The organism is Winogradskyella bathintestinalis (assembly GCF_030407435.1).
GTDB lineage: Bacteria > Bacteroidota > Bacteroidia > Flavobacteriales > Flavobacteriaceae > Winogradskyella > Winogradskyella bathintestinalis.
In genome coordinates, this window is the sequence record NZ_JASDDK010000002.1 from 990,510 (window position 1) to 1,008,192 (window position 17,683).

Annotated in this window: 15 protein-coding genes; 7 read left to right on the forward strand and 8 right to left on the reverse strand. The window is 35.0% G+C overall.

Translation table 11 applies throughout. The annotated features are described in order from the left end of the window. Window positions 1-84: 84 nt before the first annotated feature. From nqrF to QMA06_RS09405, 6 genes are all read right to left on the reverse strand, one after another. Window positions 85-1,398 (reverse strand): NADH:ubiquinone reductase (Na(+)-transporting) subunit F, encoded by a 1,314-nt coding sequence (gene nqrF / locus QMA06_RS09380; RefSeq protein WP_290206580.1) that lies wholly within the window; start codon window positions 1,396-1,398, stop codon window positions 85-87. Between the two features lie 12 nt (window positions 1,399-1,410). Continuing rightward, entirely contained in the window at window positions 1,411-2,151 is a 741-nt protein-coding gene (nqrE, locus tag QMA06_RS09385; RefSeq protein WP_290206581.1) for an NADH:ubiquinone reductase (Na(+)-transporting) subunit E, read from the reverse strand. 84 nt (window positions 2,152-2,235) lie between these two features. After that, window positions 2,236-2,880 (reverse strand): NADH:ubiquinone reductase (Na(+)-transporting) subunit D, encoded by a 645-nt coding sequence (locus tag QMA06_RS09390; protein ID WP_290206582.1) that lies wholly within the window; start codon window positions 2,878-2,880, stop codon window positions 2,236-2,238. An 8-nt stretch (window positions 2,881-2,888) separates the two neighbouring features. Beyond that, a complete protein-coding gene (locus QMA06_RS09395; protein ID WP_290206583.1) occupies window positions 2,889-3,635 on the reverse strand; it encodes a Na(+)-translocating NADH-quinone reductase subunit C in 747 nt (248 codons plus the stop codon). Between the two features lie 2 nt (window positions 3,636-3,637). Then, complete coding sequence (locus QMA06_RS09400; RefSeq protein ID WP_290206584.1) at window positions 3,638-4,843, reverse strand: NADH:ubiquinone reductase (Na(+)-transporting) subunit B; 1,206 nt, start codon at window positions 4,841-4,843, stop codon at window positions 3,638-3,640. Next, window positions 4,843-6,195, reverse strand: coding sequence for a Na(+)-translocating NADH-quinone reductase subunit A (locus tag QMA06_RS09405; RefSeq protein WP_290206585.1), 1,353 nt, complete (start codon window positions 6,193-6,195; stop codon window positions 4,843-4,845). The genes QMA06_RS09400 and QMA06_RS09405 overlap by 1 nt, the downstream gene beginning before the upstream one ends. A 160-nt stretch (window positions 6,196-6,355) precedes the next feature. Here QMA06_RS09405 and QMA06_RS09410 point away from each other — a divergent pair, with 160 nt between their 5' ends. The 3 genes from QMA06_RS09410 (at window position 6,356) to apaG (ending at window position 9,505) form a co-directional block, all read left to right on the forward strand. Next, on the forward strand, window positions 6,356-7,612 hold the full coding sequence (locus QMA06_RS09410; RefSeq protein ID WP_290206586.1) for a type IX secretion system plug protein: 1,257 nt from the start codon (window positions 6,356-6,358) through the stop codon (window positions 7,610-7,612). A gap of 69 nt (window positions 7,613-7,681) precedes the next feature. Next, window positions 7,682-9,058 (forward strand): pyridoxal phosphate-dependent decarboxylase family protein, encoded by a 1,377-nt coding sequence (locus QMA06_RS09415; RefSeq protein WP_290206587.1) that lies wholly within the window; start codon window positions 7,682-7,684, stop codon window positions 9,056-9,058. Window positions 9,059-9,118: 60 nt separating this feature from the next. Continuing rightward, a complete protein-coding gene (gene apaG, locus QMA06_RS09420; protein WP_290206588.1) occupies window positions 9,119-9,505 on the forward strand; it encodes a Co2+/Mg2+ efflux protein ApaG in 387 nt (128 codons plus the stop codon). Here apaG and QMA06_RS09425 read toward each other — a convergent pair. After that, complete coding sequence (locus tag QMA06_RS09425; RefSeq protein WP_290206589.1) at window positions 9,502-10,509, reverse strand: DUF6695 family protein; 1,008 nt, start codon at window positions 10,507-10,509, stop codon at window positions 9,502-9,504. The two genes, apaG and QMA06_RS09425, sit on opposite strands and share 4 nt — an antisense overlap. 143 nt (window positions 10,510-10,652) lie before the next feature. Here QMA06_RS09425 and pruA point away from each other — a divergent pair, with 143 nt between their 5' ends. Next, window positions 10,653-12,278: an L-glutamate gamma-semialdehyde dehydrogenase gene (gene pruA / locus QMA06_RS09430; protein ID WP_290206590.1), complete on the forward strand. Its 1,626-nt coding sequence runs from the start codon at window positions 10,653-10,655 to the stop codon at window positions 12,276-12,278. A 148-nt stretch (window positions 12,279-12,426) separates the two neighbouring features. After that, window positions 12,427-14,097 (forward strand): T9SS type A sorting domain-containing protein, encoded by a 1,671-nt coding sequence (locus QMA06_RS09435; protein ID WP_290206591.1) that lies wholly within the window; start codon window positions 12,427-12,429, stop codon window positions 14,095-14,097. Between the two features lie 79 nt (window positions 14,098-14,176). Here the strand turns inward: QMA06_RS09435 and QMA06_RS09440 are convergent, their stop codons facing one another. Continuing rightward, window positions 14,177-15,232 (reverse strand): Omp28-related outer membrane protein, encoded by a 1,056-nt coding sequence (locus QMA06_RS09440; RefSeq protein ID WP_290206592.1) that lies wholly within the window; start codon window positions 15,230-15,232, stop codon window positions 14,177-14,179. 204 nt (window positions 15,233-15,436) lie between these two features. Here QMA06_RS09440 and QMA06_RS09445 point away from each other — a divergent pair, with 204 nt between their 5' ends. Then, window positions 15,437-15,922 carry a TlpA family protein disulfide reductase gene (locus tag QMA06_RS09445; protein ID WP_290206593.1) on the forward strand — a complete coding sequence of 162 codons (486 nt, stop codon included), beginning with the start codon at window positions 15,437-15,439 and terminating at the stop codon, window positions 15,920-15,922. Window positions 15,923-15,962: 40 nt separating this feature from the next. Beyond that, complete coding sequence (locus tag QMA06_RS09450) at window positions 15,963-17,612, forward strand: DUF6029 family protein (protein WP_290206594.1); 1,650 nt, start codon at window positions 15,963-15,965, stop codon at window positions 17,610-17,612. Window positions 17,613-17,683 lie beyond the last annotated feature (71 nt).

Sequence of the window (17,683 nt, forward strand, 5' to 3'; positions counted from 1 at the left end):
CAACTCAATTGAGTTGGTTTTAAGTTTTATTTGAATTCTACTCCAAGGGTAGAAAAACAATTTGTGTCAAATGTCGTTGAGCGATTAGCCACCAAAGTCATCAAATCGTATGTGTTCATCCGGAATTCCGAAATCCTCACCCATTTTTTGAACCGCTTGGTTCATTAATGGTGGGCCACAGAAATATAATTCAATATCTTCTGGTGCTTCGTGATGTTTCAAATAGTTATCGATAACACAATTATGAATAAACCCTACGAAACCGTCACCTTCTTCATCGTGAATATCCTCTTTTACTTTCCAGTTATCACTTTCCAATGGTTCGGACAATGCTAAATAAAATTTGAAGTTAGGAAAATCCTTTTCTAACGCTCTAAAATAGTGGATATAAAATAATTCCGCTTTAGAACGTCCTCCATACCAGTAAGTTACTTTACGTCCTGTTTTTAAAGTTCTAAATAATTGGTACAAATGCGATCGCATTGGTGCCATTCCTGCACCACCACCAACGTATAACATTTCAGAATCGGACTCATTGATAAAAAATTCACCGTAAGGTCCAGAAATCGTTACTTTGTCGCCTTCTTTTTGGTTAAATATATACGAAGATGCAATACCAGGATTGACATCCATCCAACCGCCTTTAGCGCGATCAAAAGGTGGTGTTGCCACACGTACATTCAACATAATCTTACGTCCTTCTGCAGGATAAGAAGCCATTGAATAAGCACGCTCTACAAGCTCGTCGTTTTTCATTACCAACGGCCATAAACCAAATTTTTCCCAATCCGCTTTAAATTTATCAGGTTCTCCAGGATGATCTTCTGGATGCGCCGTAATATCCATATCTGCATACTTAACTTCACACTCAGGAATTTCAATCTGAATATAACCTCCAGCCTTGTAATTCATATCTTCAGGAATTTCAACTACAAATTCCTTAATGAACGTTGCAACGTTATAATTTGAAACTACGGTAGCTTCCCATTTCTTAATTCCAAATACTTCTTCAGGAATGGTGATTTCCATATCCTGTTTCACTTTTACTTGACAAGATAAACGTGCGCCTTCTGCTAATTCTTTTCTTGAGAAATGCGGTGTTTCTGTTGGTAAAGCTTCTCCTCCACCTTCTAGTACGTGACATTCACATTGAATACAAGTTCCGCCACCACCACATGCTGATGGTAAAAAAATCTTGTTACTTCCTAAAGTCGATAATAATGTCCCTCCAGAAGCGACTTCAATTTCACGTTCACCATTAATTTTAATCTTTACAGGACCAGATGGCGATAATTTTTGTTTCACTACCAAAAGTAATGTGACTAACAATAATGTCACTACCAAAAACGCTGCTACTGTTGCTATAACTGTTCCTACTGTGCTTGCCGCTAATATCATATTCTGCAATGGTTATTTATTGATATCTTCTTTTAATTCTAAACTAAGATCTGTATCTGTGAGTTCGTTGGTTGTCTCAATTGTTGAAACCATCCCAACCGTATCTTCTTTACTTTCTTCTGTAGCTTCATCTTCGCCCCCAGTAAGCATTCCACCAAAACTCATAAAGCCAATGGCCATTAAACCAGTGATGATAAATGTAATTCCCAAACCTCTTAAAGGTGCTGGCACATTACTATATCTTATTTTTTCTCTAATGGCAGCAATGGCTAATATCGCCAAGAACCAACCGATTCCAGAAGCAATGCCGTAATTTAAGGCTAAGCCCAAAGTTTCAATTTCTCTAGACTGCATAAATAAAGAACCACCTAAAATGGCACAGTTTACAGCAATCAACGGTAAAAATATACCTAATGAATTGTAAAGTGAAGGTGAAAATTTCTCAACAATAATTTCAACTAATTGTACCATGGTTGCAATAGTTGCAATAAACATGATGAATGACAAAAAGCTTAAATCATAATCCGCAAAATCAGGCCCCAACCAAGTTAAAGCACCTTCTTGTAATAAATATTGATCTAACAACCAGTTTAAAGGCACTGTAATTGCCAATACAAAGATAACCGCAGCTCCAAGTCCAACGGCTGTTGAAACTTTTTTAGATACTGCTAAATACGAACACATACCCAAAAAGTAAGCGAACACCATGTTATCTACAAATACCGATTTAAAAAATAATTCTATATGTTCCATTTTTTATAAGTCTTCAGTCCTCAGTTTGCAGTCTTCAGTATGTGCATAGATTGCCAACTGAATACTGGTTTACTGCCAACTCGTTTAGTCTTCTATTAAATCTTTGTTTCTACTACGTTGTACCCAAATTATGATACCAACTACAATTAATGCCATTGGTGGCAATACCATAAAACCGTTGTTTTCGTAACCGATAGCGTAAAGTCCAGTTTTTTCAACAGGATCACCTAATACTTTAAATCCGAATAAGGTGCCAGAACCTAAAAGTTCTCTAAAGAATCCAACGATAATTAAAATAACACCATAACCCAATGCATTACCAATACCATCTAAAAACGATCTCCAAGTACCATTAGCCAAAGCAAATGCTTCAAAACGTCCCATAATAATACAATTGGTTATAATCAATCCGATAAATACAGATAGTTCCTTACTTAAGCTGTAGGCAAATGCTTTCAACACTTGGTCTACAATAATTACCAAGGTAGCGACTACTACAAGTTGCACAATAATCCTGATTTTTGAAGGAATGATATTTCGCATCAATGAAATAACCACGTTACCAACTCCCATAACAAACATTACAGATATGGCCATCACTATCGATGGTTTTAACTGTGCTGTAATGGCCAAAGCCGAACATATACCTAATACCTGAATGGTAATAGGGTTATTGTCCGCTAAGGGATCCATGATTAGTTTACTATCTTTTTTTGATAAAAGTCCCATATAAATAATTAGTTTAAGGTCTTAAAATAAGGCATATACATTTTAATGTCTTTGCTTAACATCACCGCAAGTCCATCGCCTGTAATGGTTGCTCCCGCAAGTGCATCAATTTCCTGATCGTCCTTTATTAAATTTTTAGGATCGTTATTTCCTTTGGCAACGGCAAGACCCTTAAAGACAGTTCCGTCCAAGAATTCTTCACCTGTAAAATCATCCATAAAATAACGTTGCTTAATTTCAGCACCAAGTCCTGGTGTTTCCCCTTTATGGTCAAAATAAACGCCTTGGATAGTCATGCTTTTGTCTAAAGCTACAAATCCCCAAATAGCATCCCAAAGTCCTTTTCCTCTTACAGGAACGATATACACTTCTTTACCCTCTTTTTCACCGATGAAAATTGGAAGCCTTCTTTCGTAATCGTCATTCTTTGCTTTTGTTTCTTCCTTTTTAATATCGATTAAATAAGCCTCATCATCTTCCGTTAATTCTCCACCTTGAAAAACATATTGCTTTTTGATATACTTTTTGAATTCTTCTTCAACCTTGTCTGTTGAAATAAAAGCAACATCGTTAGCACCTTCATTATTATTAACACCCATTGCATACAGGATGTTCTGTTGTTTTTCAAAACGCTCATTGGCTTTTACCATAGGTTTTAAACCTGAGGCCAATCCTGCTAAGATTGATCCTACCACGACAACCATTATGATTGAAAAAATTATCGTGTAGCTATTTTTCTCTGTATCTATTGCCATAATTATGCTGCTTTAACTTTTACACGTTTCATTCTACGTTTCACGTTTCCTTGTATCACATAGTGATCAATAGTTGGTGCAAATACATTCATTAATAAAATTGCTAGCATTACACCTTCTGGATAAGCTGGGTTAAATACACGGATCATTATAGAAATAAATCCGATTAAGAAACCGTAGACCCATTTTCCTTTATTCGTTTGCGAAGCTGTTACCGGATCTGTTGCCATATACACAATACCAAATGCAAGACCACCAATTAGTAGATGTTGCCAGAATTCCGTACTCATTAATCCGAAGAATTTACTAGATTCTGTAATCCAACCTGCACTAGCCACACCATTAAATATTAAGCCCATTACTAAAGCTCCTAACACAGCAGAAACCATAATTCTCCAACTTCCTACTTTAGTAAAAATTAAGAATAATGCTCCAAGTAATATTAAAAGCGTAGACGTTTCCCCAACAGAACCAGGAATTATGCCATAGAACATATCCATAACGTCATAACCAGCCGGATTGTTTTGTGCTAAACTTCCCAATATAGTTTCACCTGAAATAGCATCTGGCGTACCAGCACGCTCTGCAGCTCCATGAACCCAAACTTTATCTCCAGACATCCAGGTAGGATAAGCAAAGAATAAGAATGCACGAATGGTTAATGCAGGATTCAAAATATTCATTCCTGTACCACCAAAGACTTCTTTACCGATTACCACACCAAATATAACGGCTACTGTTAACATCCATAACGGAATATCAATTGGTACAATCAATGGCACCAACATACCCGTTACCAAATAACCTTCTTCAACTTCGTGGCCTTTTATGATAGCGAATACAAATTCTACTGCTAAACCAACTCCATAAGACACAATGACTAAAGGTAAAACCTTCCAAAGTCCAACAACCAAGTTATCCCAACTCCAAAATAGCGGGTCAATAAAACCACTTGCACTTGTAATATCACCTAAGGCTAAATGATGTTGATATCCGGCATTAAACATCCCGAAAATTAAACATGGCACCAATGCCATGATCACGGTATTCATAGTACGTTTTAAATCATCAGCGGCCTTGATATGAGTTCCATTATGGGTGGTCTCATTTGGCATATATAAAAACGTGAAAAGCGCATTAAAGCCAGGAAGCCACTTCTTGTCTTTATTCTTTTCCTTAAAATTATGTAAATTTTGTTTTAAACCCATTATCCTATCTCTTTTAGCATTAAGTCTAATCCTTCTCTTATAATTTTTTGATGTGGCTGTTTAGACACACATATAAATTCGGTCAATGCAAAATCCTCAGGTGCAACTTCGTACATCCCTAAAGCTTCCATTTCATCTAAATCTTGATACATACAAGCCTTTAAGATTTGTAAAGGGTAAATATCCAACGGAAATACTTCTTCATAATTCCCTGTTAATACAAACGCACGATGCTCACCATTGGTATTGGTATCTAGCTCGTATTTTTTATTTGGATTTAACCATGAAAATGTCAATGCTCTTGAAGTAGACACTTTATCAAAAACGGGTTTATTCCATCCGAAGAACTCATAATCGTCACCTTCAGGAATCACAGAAATTACGTTACTGTAATAATCTAGATAACCATCTGGTGCAACTTGTTTTCCTGTTAAAACATTTCCTGAAATAAAACGATCGTTTCCATCTCTTTCAATCCCATTATCATAAACCATAGTTGAAATTTCAGAACCAATTTTAGTTTTGAAATATCTAGGCTTTTTAACAGAAGAACCTGCTAAAGCAATCACTCGCTCTGCATTAAATTTCCCTGTTAACAACAACTCACCTATAATTACTAAGTCTTGCGCATTAACAGTCCAAACGGTTTCTCCTTTATTAACCGGACTCACTTTATTAATCAAAGTTCCAACATTTCCAGAAGGATGTGGCCCCGAAACTTTATAGATAATGGCGTTTTGTAAACTAGCTAACGGCGAATTAGAATTTTTACCTACTGAAATATGAACACCACCGTCGGTTAACTTAGACAAAGCGGTGACTGCTGCCTGTAATTCAGCTTCCTTACCAGCTAAAGTATAATCTAAATCTGCGGCCAAAGGTGCACTTGCATAACCAGAAATAAAAATAGCTTTTGGCGTACTGTCTGCCTTTGCAACCACATCGTAAGGACGTTGTTTTATAAAAGCCCAACAACCTGTAGCTAACAAATGTGCTTTGGTTTTTTCAGCATTAGACGCTAAATCAAACTTTCCGTGATCTGCGAAAGTTTGCGTCTTATCTGCTGTAATTTTTATAGCGTCTATGCGACGTCTCGGTCCACGTTGTACTTCCGTAACCTCACCAGAGACTGGAGAAACAAACTTCATTGCTTCATTGTCTTTGTTGTAAAACAAAGTTTCACCTGCTTTCACATGTGTACCTTCTTTTGCAATTAATTTCGGAATAATACTATGAAAATCTTCGGGTCTTACAGAATAGAAATTACTTACAATAGCATTCTCTGTTGCTTTCTCGGCTTCACCGACTAGCTTTATATCTAAACCCTTTTTAATTTTGATGTCTTTTGACATATACTAAAGATTAGTTATCTAAAAATCCGTGCAAATTTACGAATTAATGCTTAATTATACCCCAATTTAAATCAACTTTTTTATTTGTAATGATTATAAATAACCCAATTGTTCTAAGGCCTAGATTTTGATTATCTTTATGCTCTACAAAATTATAATAATGAAACAGCGAATTTTAAGCCTTATTTTTCTTTTAACCTATCCTACAATCGTATTGTCGCAAGTTGCGGAAGAACTTAATCCACCAAATTTTATAAAAACCATTACCTTTAAAAGTAATACTACACAAGGGCAATTACCTATTTTAAAATTGGGCGAATCCTTAAAATTGGAATTTGATGCTTTAACTGGAAATGAAGAAGACTTTTACTACATCATTGAGCATTTTAACTTCGATTGGACACCTTCAACTTTAGTGAAATCTGAATACCTTAAAGGTTTAGACAACCAAAGGATTTTGACTTATGAAAACTCATTTAATACCTATCAGATATATTCGCACTACACTTTAAACATTCCGAACACACAAACTCGAGCCTTATTGAAAAGTGGAAATTACATGATTTCTATTTATGATGATTACGATGAAATGATGTTTAGCAGAAAATTTATGATCTATGAAGATTTAACCAATGTAGGAGTCAAGGTCAAACGTTCAAGAGATGTAAAATTTATTGCCGAAAAACAATCTGTTGATTTGGTTATAACTACCGATAATAATATGAATCTGAATAATCCCTTAGAAACTATTAAAACGGTTATTATTCAAAACAACAACCTCAACACGGCAATTTCAGATTTAAAACCACAGTATACTTTGGGTAATGAACTCATATATCGTTACGATACCGAATCTGCATTTTGGGCAGGAAATGAATATACTTTTTTCGAAAATAAAGATGTTCGAGCTGCCAATATTGGCATTCAATTTATTGAATTAAAAGAGCTTTACAATAATTATTTATACACCAACATATCTCGAAAAAATAGACCTTACACCTATAATCCTGATATTAATGGAAATTTCTTAATAACTGTATTAGACAGAGACAACCCTGATGTTGAAGCCGACTATGTTATGGTTCATTTTTCATTATTACACAATGAATTAAAAGACAAAGATATTTATGTGTATGGAAATTTTAATGCTTTTATGATTGAACCCATTACCAAAATGGAATACAATCCAGAAGCCAAGAGATACGAAACGATAATGAAATTGAAACAAGGGTTTTACAACTATAAATATGTCGCTGTTGATAAGGTGACTGGTGTTATAGATGAAGGAGCTATTAGCGGAAATTTCTGGGAAACAGAGAACAATTACAAAGTATTGGTTTACTACAAAGATTTGGGTGCACGTTATGATCGCCTTATTGGATTTGGGGAAGCTACATCCGTTAACATCTCTAATTAAACCCGTAAGGATTACAGTTAATTCAGACTAATTTTCTTAAGACAACTACTCAATTAAATCATTTTAAAAATGCAAAACGACCTTGCCCTGTTTTCAGAATTATGTGACGAACTCCTTAAAGAAGAAATCAAAAGGCCTGTTGCTACACCTATTCCTACTTCAGAATTATATAACCAAATTGATTTATCGCTTCAAAAAGACGGTATCATAGACCAACAATTAAAAGTGGTTTTGAAGGAGCTTATAAAACATACCCCAAAAACAGCGTCAACTTCTTTTTTTAATCAACTATATGGTGGCAGAAAAAATAAAGCAACCTTAGGAGATTTATTGGCTGTAATGCTAAATACTAGCATGTACACCTACAAAATCGCCGGGCCACAAGTTGGTATTGAAAAACAAGTTCTCAAGAATATTTGTGCTTTAGCTGGCTACTCAAAAGCCAGTGATGGCACTTTCGCTCCAGGAGGATCTATGAGTAATATGATGGCATTGATAATGGCTCGAGATCACAAAAATGGCTCTATACGTGTTGAAGGGCTATCTAAACCAATGACAGTTTACACCTCTAACACTTCACATTACTCAATATTAAAAAATGCAGTATTAACAGGAATAGGAAGAAACCAAGTACGATTGGTTGATACTAATTCTAAAGGTGAAATGCTTATTGAACATTTAAAGGAACTTATTACACACGATGTTAGCAATGGCTTAGAACCTTTCTTTGTAAATGCCACAGCAGGTACAACTGTGTTCGGAGCTTTTGACGATATTAAAGCGATTAGTGAGGTCTGCAAAGACCATAAATTATGGCTACATGTAGATGGAGCCTATTGTGGCGGAGTAATTTTTAGCAATACATACAAGCATTTAATCGCTGGTTTAGAACAATCGGATTCTTTCAGTATTAATGCTCACAAAATGTTAGGCACGCCATTAAGTTGCTCAATAATAGTCACTCAACATACAGATCAACTGCATCACTCATTTTCTAATGAAGCAGATTATTTATATCAAACGGATGGTGATGATTATAATTTAGGCAAAACCTCATTACAATGTGGAAGGCGGAACGATGCCTTAAAAATTTGGACTCTATGGAAATCCGTTGGTACATCTGGATTAGAGAAGATTGTAGATAATCAGTTTGAAATGGCAGACATTGCCAGAGATTATATAAACAAGCACAAGGATTACGAACTTTATAGTTTTGATAATTCAATTTCCGTTTGCTTTAATTATAAAGGTATTTCTGCGAGTGAATTATGTACGGCGTTATATCAAAACGCAGAACTCATGGTTAGTTTTGGAACCTTTAAAGATCACGAATTTGTTAGAATGGTCACCATAAACAGTCTTTTAGAGAAGGGCGATGTTATCCATTTTTTTAAAACTTTAGAAGCTTTTGTTGCCGATTATTTGTTAAAAATTACAACCACTTAGCGAATTTTAGGATTTCATTCAAAAATTATGTTACTTTAGCATAGAATAATTAATCAGATTATGGTTCAACAAGTTACAAGCGGAATTAAAATTTCTGTAGAAACTAATTTTGAAGGTACATTTTATAAAAATTATAAAGTGCACTTCGCCTTTGGTTATAAAGTAACAATTGAAAATCAAAGTAAAGATTCTGTTCAGCTTAATTCTAGACACTGGAAAATACTAGATGCCCTTAATAATGAAGAAATTATTGAAGGCGAAGGTGTCATAGGTAAAAAACCGGTTTTAAAACCAGGAGAAAAACACACCTATAACTCAGGATGTCTTCTCACCTCTCCTTTCGGAGCCATGCAAGGGCACTACAATATGGTTAACTTTACAAAAGCCAATAAATTTAAAGTTTATATTCCTTCGTTTAAATTGAGTGCTCCTTTTGCACTGAATTAATAGGTATACTTTTTATTGAAATCAAACCTATAGATAATGGCTTTTTGTTCTATATGAAAAAACGAGCAATTTGAATGATGCACAAACTGATAGGTAGAACTAACTTCAAACCCTGTTGAATTAATTTTATAAATACCATCGCAATCTATATTCCCATAAGGTGAAATGCGCCTAAATCGGTATTCGGTTTTACTATTTATATCGTAAATTTCAAACCACGCTCCTGCTCCAATACCTTCTAACCATTGTGCATGTTCTGCAATTCCTTTAATCAATTTCGGTTTTAAATTCCCAATAAAATTTGGTTCAAATGTCTTTAACTTATCCAAAAAACAACGTCTATTTTCAGTTTTTGATGTTGATGTGAATTCAGTAATTACACCAGATACAGATACTTCATACACCATGAGCTCAGTATTCGCAACGACTACATTACTTACTGTGCTCGGAGTAAATCGTTGAGAATTAATTAAGCGTTTCTTTTTCAACGTATCATTAATAGATGTAATTAAAACCTCTGTTACAAACCGCGAACAATTACTGCCATGTCTCAAAAACGCACCATATCTAATAGAAGTTCTTTGTTGAAATTCCATAATGAACGCTTTAGCCCTTCTATAATTTATAACATTACAAACGGAAGCTACCAACTTACCTTCACCATGGGTGAACTGTGGGTTTGTAGCGAGAAATTTTAAAATCTCATTTAGATTAGTTATTTGGCCGTTGTGAATTACTGCTTCCAGCGGAAAGTCCAATTCATGATCCGTTATTTTTCCACGGACACGACCGTAACCTTGTGGACAGGTATATCTACCAAAATCATAATATTCTAAACGCCCTGATTTTAACTCTATTAACACCAAAGCAGCATGGCCAGCACGCACATAATTTTCACAACCTATATGGAGATATTTTAAATAGGGCACAAACCGCTCATCAGATAGTCTCACTATTGTATCTGGATAAGCGAGCGTAATAATAAAAGCGTCGTTATTGAACATGAAAAAAAAGTCGAAATACCAATAAGCAACTTACAAAAATATATTATCATTCTTCACACAACTATAACGTTTGAAGAAACTTTTCTCTTATAAAAATTGTACCTTTGCTCTTTCAAAATTTCAAACTAAAAAAACAAATATTTATGGGAAAAGGATTCTTTAATGTACCTGTTGCAGTCAATGAGCCTGTAATGTCTTACGCACCTGGTTCACCAGAACGTAAAGAGGTTCTAGATACTTACAAATCAATGTTCAACTCTAAAGTTGAAGTCCCAATGTATATCAATGGTGAAGATGTAAAAACTGGAAATACCAGAACGATGTCTCCTCCTCACGATCACAAACATATTGTAGGTGAATACCATTTAGCAGAACAAAAACACGTTGAAGACGCAATTTCTACAGCTTTAGAGGCACGCAAATCTTGGTCTCAAATGCCATGGGAGCAACGTGCCGGAGTTTTCTTGAAAGCAGCAGAATTAATTGCTGGACCTTATAGAGCAAAAATTAATGCAGCAACAATGATTGCTCAATCAAAAAACATCTATCAGGCTGAAATTGATGCGGCATGTGAGTTGATTGATTTCTTACGATTCAATGTTCAGTTTATGTCAGATATTTACATGGAACAACCAGAAAGTACAAGTGATGCTTGGAACCGTGTTGAATACCGACCTCTTGAAGGTTTTACTTACGCTGTAACTCCATTTAATTTTACTGCTATTGCAGGAAACTTACCAGCGTGTATGGCATTAATGGGCAATGTTGTCGTGTGGAAACCAAGTGACAGTCAAGTCTATTCTGCAAAAGTAATCATGGATATTTTTAAAGAAGCTGGAGTACCAGACGGTGTAATTAATGTTGTTTTTGGCGATCCTGAAATGATTACCAATACGGTATTAGCGAGTCCGGATTTTTCTGGTTTACACTTCACAGGTTCTACACATGTTTTTAAAGAATTATGGAAGCAAATCGGAAATAATATTCATAATTACAAAACCTACCCAAGAATTGTTGGTGAAACCGGTGGGAAAGATTTTATCGTCGCTCATAAATCGGCTGACGCTAAACAAGTAGCCACGGCAATTTCTCGTGGAGCTTTTGAATTTCAAGGGCAAAAATGTAGCGCTGCATCCAGAGCTTATATCCCAAAAAGTATATGGGCCGATGTTAAAAAGTACGTTGTAGAAGATATTAAATCTTTTAAAATGGGATCTCCAGAGGATATGAGCAACTTTATAACAGCTGTAATTCATGAGGGATCTTTTGATAAATTAGCTAAATATATCGATGAAGCTAAAGCCGATAGTGATGCTGAAATCATTGCAGGTGGAAACTATGATAAATCGAAAGGCTATTTTATTGAACCAACGGTTATCGTAACAACCAATCCTAAATATACTACCATGTGTACTGAGTTATTCGGTCCGGTAATTACGATATATGTTTATGAAGATGATACCTATTCAGAAACTTTAAAATTAGTGGATGAAACGAGTGAATATGCTTTAACTGGTGCAATTCTATCAACTTGTCGTTATGCTGTTGAAGAAGCGACTAAAGCGTTACAGAATTCAGCAGGAAATTTCTACATAAATGACAAACCTACTGGAGCTGTCGTTGGCCAACAACCATTTGGCGGAGCAAGGGCATCTGGAACCAATGATAAAGCTGGTAGTGCTCAAAACTTATTGCGCTGGGTATCGCCTAGGTTAATCAAAGAAACATTTGTAACCCCAACAGATTACAGATATCCTTTTTTAGGTTAAGCCTTTTATAACATACTAAAATCTAAATCCTTAATGCATTTTGCTATTAAGGATTTTTTTTTGTGCTTTATAGAAATGCCATAAAAAATCAACCTTCAATTAACTAAACTTTGTATCTTTTCATTCTATTAATATTAATTCTACCATTATGAAAAAAAAGTACTTTGTTTTTTTATTACTTTTCCCAACTCTATTAATTGCTCAAACGACTTTTACATCGGCCATTACTCCAGATCTATCTGCTTATGGTGAGGCCAACAATTACCCCGGAGAAGGAGAATATGAGATCTACCTAAGTGATGATAATATTTTAGATAAACCTATTATTGTTGTAGACGGATTTGACCCCGGAGATACTAGAAATATTTCTGGCATATATAATTTATTAAATTTTGCAGGAACAGATGGAGACCAAAATTTAGCCGACTTAGTTAGAGCCCAAGGTTTTGATGTTGTAATTCTAAATTTCCCAACCTACGTAAGAGCAGAAGATGGCGAAACCATTGATGGCGGAGCTGATTTTATGGAACGCAACGCTATGCTTTTAGTGGAATTATTAAACACTATTAATTTAGACAAAGCCGGGAATAGCCCAGAGCAAAACGTTATTATCGGCCCAAGTATGGGCGGAATAATTGCCCGCTATGCTTTGAATTACATGGAATCGAATTCATTGGATGCAGACACGCGGCTATACATTTCTTTTGATTCGCCTCATCATGGTGCTAATGTACCCATTGGACTTCAACATCAATTAAATTTTTTAGGTTTTAATGACACTTTCCCCGTTGAAGAAGTACAACCTCTAATTAATGGTTTATTAAAATCACCGGCGGCTAGACAATTATTAACAGATCATTTAGAATCGCATTTATCTGGAGAAGACTTAGTAACCTTTGACCCCGCCTTAAAGTTACCTATGGCGCATCCGTACAGAGGCATATTTGAAACCTCTATTAATGCTTTAACTCCATCTGGTTTCCCCGAAAATGTTCGTAATGTTTCTATTATTAATGGTAGCGGTAATAACACACCATATTTCGCACTCGGAAATTCTAGTCCGACCGTTACAAATGATTATTCCGTAATTAGTACGTCGTTTAGTGTTCCTATATTTATTTTCACTGCTAATGTTATCATCGATGTAAATTTTACACCCGCTGCAGGCGATACAAATACAGTAAGCAATATTTCTATTCAATTATTTGGTAGTGAAATTGAAGGTTCGGTAGCAGAAAGTGAAGCTTTTCCATATTCTGACGGTATCGATGCTGCACCAGGAGGCCTATATGACTTATCAAGTTTAACGGGAGATTTAGGAGCCGATGGCGGAATTGCAAGCGATTTTGTGAATGCTCTAAATGTAGATAAATTTAATTTTATCCCTTCTGTAAGTGCTTTAGCTTTGCAATTTCCTAATGACGAAATCGATTGGCACAGTACTATAGATTTAGAGACTACACCATTTGCTAATACTTATTTACCGTCTGAAAGCGAACCTCACGTACAACTTACCCAAGGGAATGTAAATTTTGCTTTAGACGAAATTTTAAATACTCCTTTAAGACTATCAAACAATCAATTATTTACGACCTTAGAAAGAAACCCTGTTAAGGATGAATTGATATTGCGCTCTAATGTTACCAATAATGCTAATATTAAAATTACAGACTTAACCGGGAAATTAGTATATAAATCGCATGTGGTATTGAATAACAGAACTTCAATTCCCCTAAATTTAACTTCCGGTTTTTATATTTTAAATGTTTCAGGGGACAACAATTTATCGTACACCACCAAATTTATAGTGAACCAATAAGAGTTCCACATTTTACGTATAAAAAAAACCTGAACGATTCATTTTGTTCAGGTTTTATATTTAAAGCTGGTTTTTCATGTTATTCATAAGGTTTATCTTCACCAACATGAGCGTGTTGCGAATTTTTAGCCTTATTATCAGAATCAACTACCATGGCTGCAATACTTAAATTATCGAAATTATAATTTGACGGTACAGTCATAGTAAAGGATGTGATGTATTCTGTTAACGCAGATGTCGGCGGTATAGCGTCGCCTAAAACGCTAGATAAAGAATTCCTTAATGTTTCGTTGTGCTCAAAACCCACTATTGGATCACCTGCATTAAAATACGGACTTGTATTATCTTCATTATAATAATTAATTTGATCGTATATAATACCATCCTCTAAGAGGTAAACCACTAACTTATCACCTTGTACTGAACCCTCTTCAAATACCACGTTCACCTGCACCGTTAATTCATCATCAATCAATTCTGAATTTATAGCCAATGCCAAATTTGTGTCAACACCAGCTATGCTCGTAACATCACTAGTAGCATGAGGTAATGCCCAATTTACAGATCTATTAATTTTAGCAGCAGGAAATCCTTCAATATCAAAAGCATCTTTCAGCAATTGTACCTGATCAAAATGCATTGGATCTGGGAAGCTGTTTGCTGTTTCATGGATAGCCACCACCGTAATAAAATCCGTCTCATCTTTTAACGTGTTTACCGCTCCAGCGACTCTCGGACAAAAACCACACCATGTGCCAGTATAATCTTCAATTACAATTTTTCGTTTTGGAATTATAACACTGAATGATTCCGTATTGGTCGTCACTTCCACACCATCTGCCATATAAACTCCGTAGACCTCGAAATCACCAATAGTATTTGATGAAAATGACGCTCCTTCAACTGCTTCTCCGTTAACATAAAATGTTGCTAAATTAGTAACATCTTCGTTTGTCTCTGTAATAATTTTAAATGGAATATCTTGATTTACAAGCGATGCTTTTCTTACTATCTTATCCACATTAATTTGAGCCGTAGGTGTCGTTAGAGGAACATTTTCTTCCGTTTTACTACAAGAAACACTTATCAATAATAGAAGTAATAAAAATAATTTTGGTATTTTTTTTAAAATCATAGCAATGTCTTGTTTTTTGCTAAAATAATTAATTTTTAATACAACTGTACATTTGGGAATAATTTAACTAATATTGTGAACCAAATTCAAAATTTTGTTTTTAATCCTGCATATTGAACATTCGTTCATTGTAAATGGAGTAACAATTAAATTACAAATACCTACGATTTTAATTGAAAATTTCAAATCAATAAATACGAACATATGAATAAACTAATTTTTATTTTTTGCTTAGGTCTATTTAGTTTCACATCTGTAGCTCAAAACGAACTTCCTAATCTCGATGTCACTACTATAGATGGAAAAACCGTGGCACTACAAGACGCTACGAATAAAGATGGAATTACCATTATTTCACTTTGGGCAACTTGGTGTGTGCCTTGTATTAAAGAGTTGGACGCTATCAATGACATCTATGATGAATGGCAAGACGAAACCAATGTAGAGCTTCTTGCTATTTCAGTTGATGACAGCAGAACAGTGAGACGTGTAAAGTCTATGGTCAATGGCAAAGGATGGGAATATACGGTTCTATTAGATACTAATAATGATCTTAAACGTGCGCTAAATGCTTCAAGTATTCCGCTTACAATTTTAGTTAAAGATAATAAGATTGTATATGAACATTCTGGTTACAGTCCTGGAGCAGAATTAGAATTATTCGAAAAAATAAAGGAACTGTCTAAATAAAATATCTACCCTTAACGATTTCCGCTAACTACCAATTTATATGAAAAAATTACTTTTTCTAACCGCTTTATTATTTCAAATTTCTACTATTAACGCTCAAGAAACCGGCTACTTTTACGGAGGATTAGAATCTAATTCCCAATGGCTTCAAACCGATGAAGGTATTAATTTCTTAGCCCCAGAGGATCAATTTAGAGCTAATAATTACATTCTTTTGAATTATAACCTAGGAAAGTTTACAGCCGGTGTTCAATACGAATCTTATTTACCGTCAGCATTACTTGGTTATAGCCCTGTTTATGATATTCAAAACGATGTCGCTACCTATTATTTCAATTATAAAGATGAAAGTTTAGATATTACTGGTGGCTATTTCTATGAGCAATTTGGGAGCGGTTTAATTCTACGATCTTGGGAGGATAGACAATTGGGATTAAACAACGCTTTAAAGGGTCTCAATATAAAATTCAATGCCACAGAGAACTTGAGCCTTAAAGCTGTTTTCGGAAAACAAAGGGTGGGCTTTGAGGAATCTGCAGGAACCATTCAAGGACTCGATGCCGATTTAAATTTAAGCGGAGCATTAGATATTGAGTCTATAGATATTCAACTAGGAGCAAGTTATGTTGGCAGAAATCAAGACACTAATGGTGTTGAAGCAATTCCAACTACAGTTGGTGCTTATGGAGGTCGATTAGATTTTATAATCGATAATTTTTATGCAGGTGTTGAAGCGATCGTAAAAGATCCAGATGTCATTGCAAATGAAGGACAAATTTCATCTAATAAGTTATACGACGGTACCGCCTTACAAGTCAATGCCGGATATGCCAAAAAAGGATTAGGCATCAATGCTACCTTTAGACGATTAGAAAATTTTAGTTTTTACTCAGACCGATTAGCAGAAGGTAACATCTTTAACCAACAAGTTATAAACTATGTACCAGGACTCACTAAACAACAAGATTATTTATTAACGAATATTTACGTTTACAATCCGCAACCACGATTAATTATTGAGTCTTTTGATCAGCGCTCTGGAGAAGTTGGCACCCAATTCGATTTGTTTTATTCTTTTAAAAAAGGAACGTCTTTAGGAGGAAAGTACGGCACAAAGTTAGCGATGAATTTCTCTTACTGGGGAGGTTTAGATGCTGAATATAATATTGAAAACAAATGGTATAAAGCTAAATTTATAGGAAAAGGCCATCAATTATTTAGAGATTTTAATCTCGAAATAAAAAAGAAATGGTCTAAAAAATGGAGTTCTGTTTTAACTTATCAAAATGTTATTGTAGATAAAGGTATCGTTGAAGGTGGCCCATTAGGTAACAATTCTATCCTTGCCAATATTGGGGTTCTTGAAGCCACAAGACGTTTCGACAATGGAAAAGCGGTGCGATTAGTAGCACAACATTTATGGAGTGAGGACGACCGTAAAAATTGGGCTGCAGGAGTAATAGAATATAATTTTTCTACACGACTCGCTATTTATGCTGCCGATAATTGGAATTATGGAGGTGCTAATGAAACACACTACTACAGTGTTGGAGGCAGCTATAGTAAAGGAAATACAAGATTAGGCATTAACTACGGTAGACAACGTGGAGGTTTAATTTGCATAGGAGGTGTTTGTAGGTTCGTACCAGAGAATACAGGCTTTAGTGCCAACTTGACTGTAGCTTTTTAATTATTAAATTTTTAAAAAATAAAACCGTAATTTTACTTAAACAATTATTTCATATTCACAACACTCTTAAA

Bases quoted from the DNA above. Each gene is read 5' to 3' on its own strand.
- nqrF (WP_290206580.1), bottom strand. From the start codon at position 1,398: ATGATATTAGCGGCAAGCACAGTAGGAACAGTTATAGCAACAGTAGCA.
- nqrE (WP_290206581.1), bottom strand. From the start codon at position 2,151: ATGGAACATATAGAATTATTTTTTAAATCGGTATTTGTAGATAACATG.
- QMA06_RS09390 (WP_290206582.1), bottom strand. From the start codon at position 2,880: ATGGGACTTTTATCAAAAAAAGATAGTAAACTAATCATGGATCCCTTA.
- QMA06_RS09395 (WP_290206583.1), bottom strand. From the start codon at position 3,635: ATGGCAATAGATACAGAGAAAAATAGCTACACGATAATTTTTTCAATC.
- QMA06_RS09400 (WP_290206584.1), bottom strand. From the start codon at position 4,843: ATGGGTTTAAAACAAAATTTACATAATTTTAAGGAAAAGAATAAAGAC.
- QMA06_RS09405 (WP_290206585.1), bottom strand. From the start codon at position 6,195: ATGTCAAAAGACATCAAAATTAAAAAGGGTTTAGATATAAAGCTAGTC.
- QMA06_RS09410 (WP_290206586.1), top strand. From the start codon at position 6,356: ATGAAACAGCGAATTTTAAGCCTTATTTTTCTTTTAACCTATCCTACA.
- QMA06_RS09415 (WP_290206587.1), top strand. From the start codon at position 7,682: ATGCAAAACGACCTTGCCCTGTTTTCAGAATTATGTGACGAACTCCTT.
- apaG (WP_290206588.1), top strand. From the start codon at position 9,119: ATGGTTCAACAAGTTACAAGCGGAATTAAAATTTCTGTAGAAACTAAT.
- QMA06_RS09425 (WP_290206589.1), bottom strand. From the start codon at position 10,509: ATGTTCAATAACGACGCTTTTATTATTACGCTCGCTTATCCAGATACA.
- pruA (WP_290206590.1), top strand. From the start codon at position 10,653: ATGGGAAAAGGATTCTTTAATGTACCTGTTGCAGTCAATGAGCCTGTA.
- QMA06_RS09435 (WP_290206591.1), top strand. From the start codon at position 12,427: ATGAAAAAAAAGTACTTTGTTTTTTTATTACTTTTCCCAACTCTATTA.
- QMA06_RS09440 (WP_290206592.1), bottom strand. From the start codon at position 15,232: ATGATTTTAAAAAAAATACCAAAATTATTTTTATTACTTCTATTATTG.
- QMA06_RS09445 (WP_290206593.1), top strand. From the start codon at position 15,437: ATGAATAAACTAATTTTTATTTTTTGCTTAGGTCTATTTAGTTTCACA.
- QMA06_RS09450 (WP_290206594.1), top strand. From the start codon at position 15,963: ATGAAAAAATTACTTTTTCTAACCGCTTTATTATTTCAAATTTCTACT.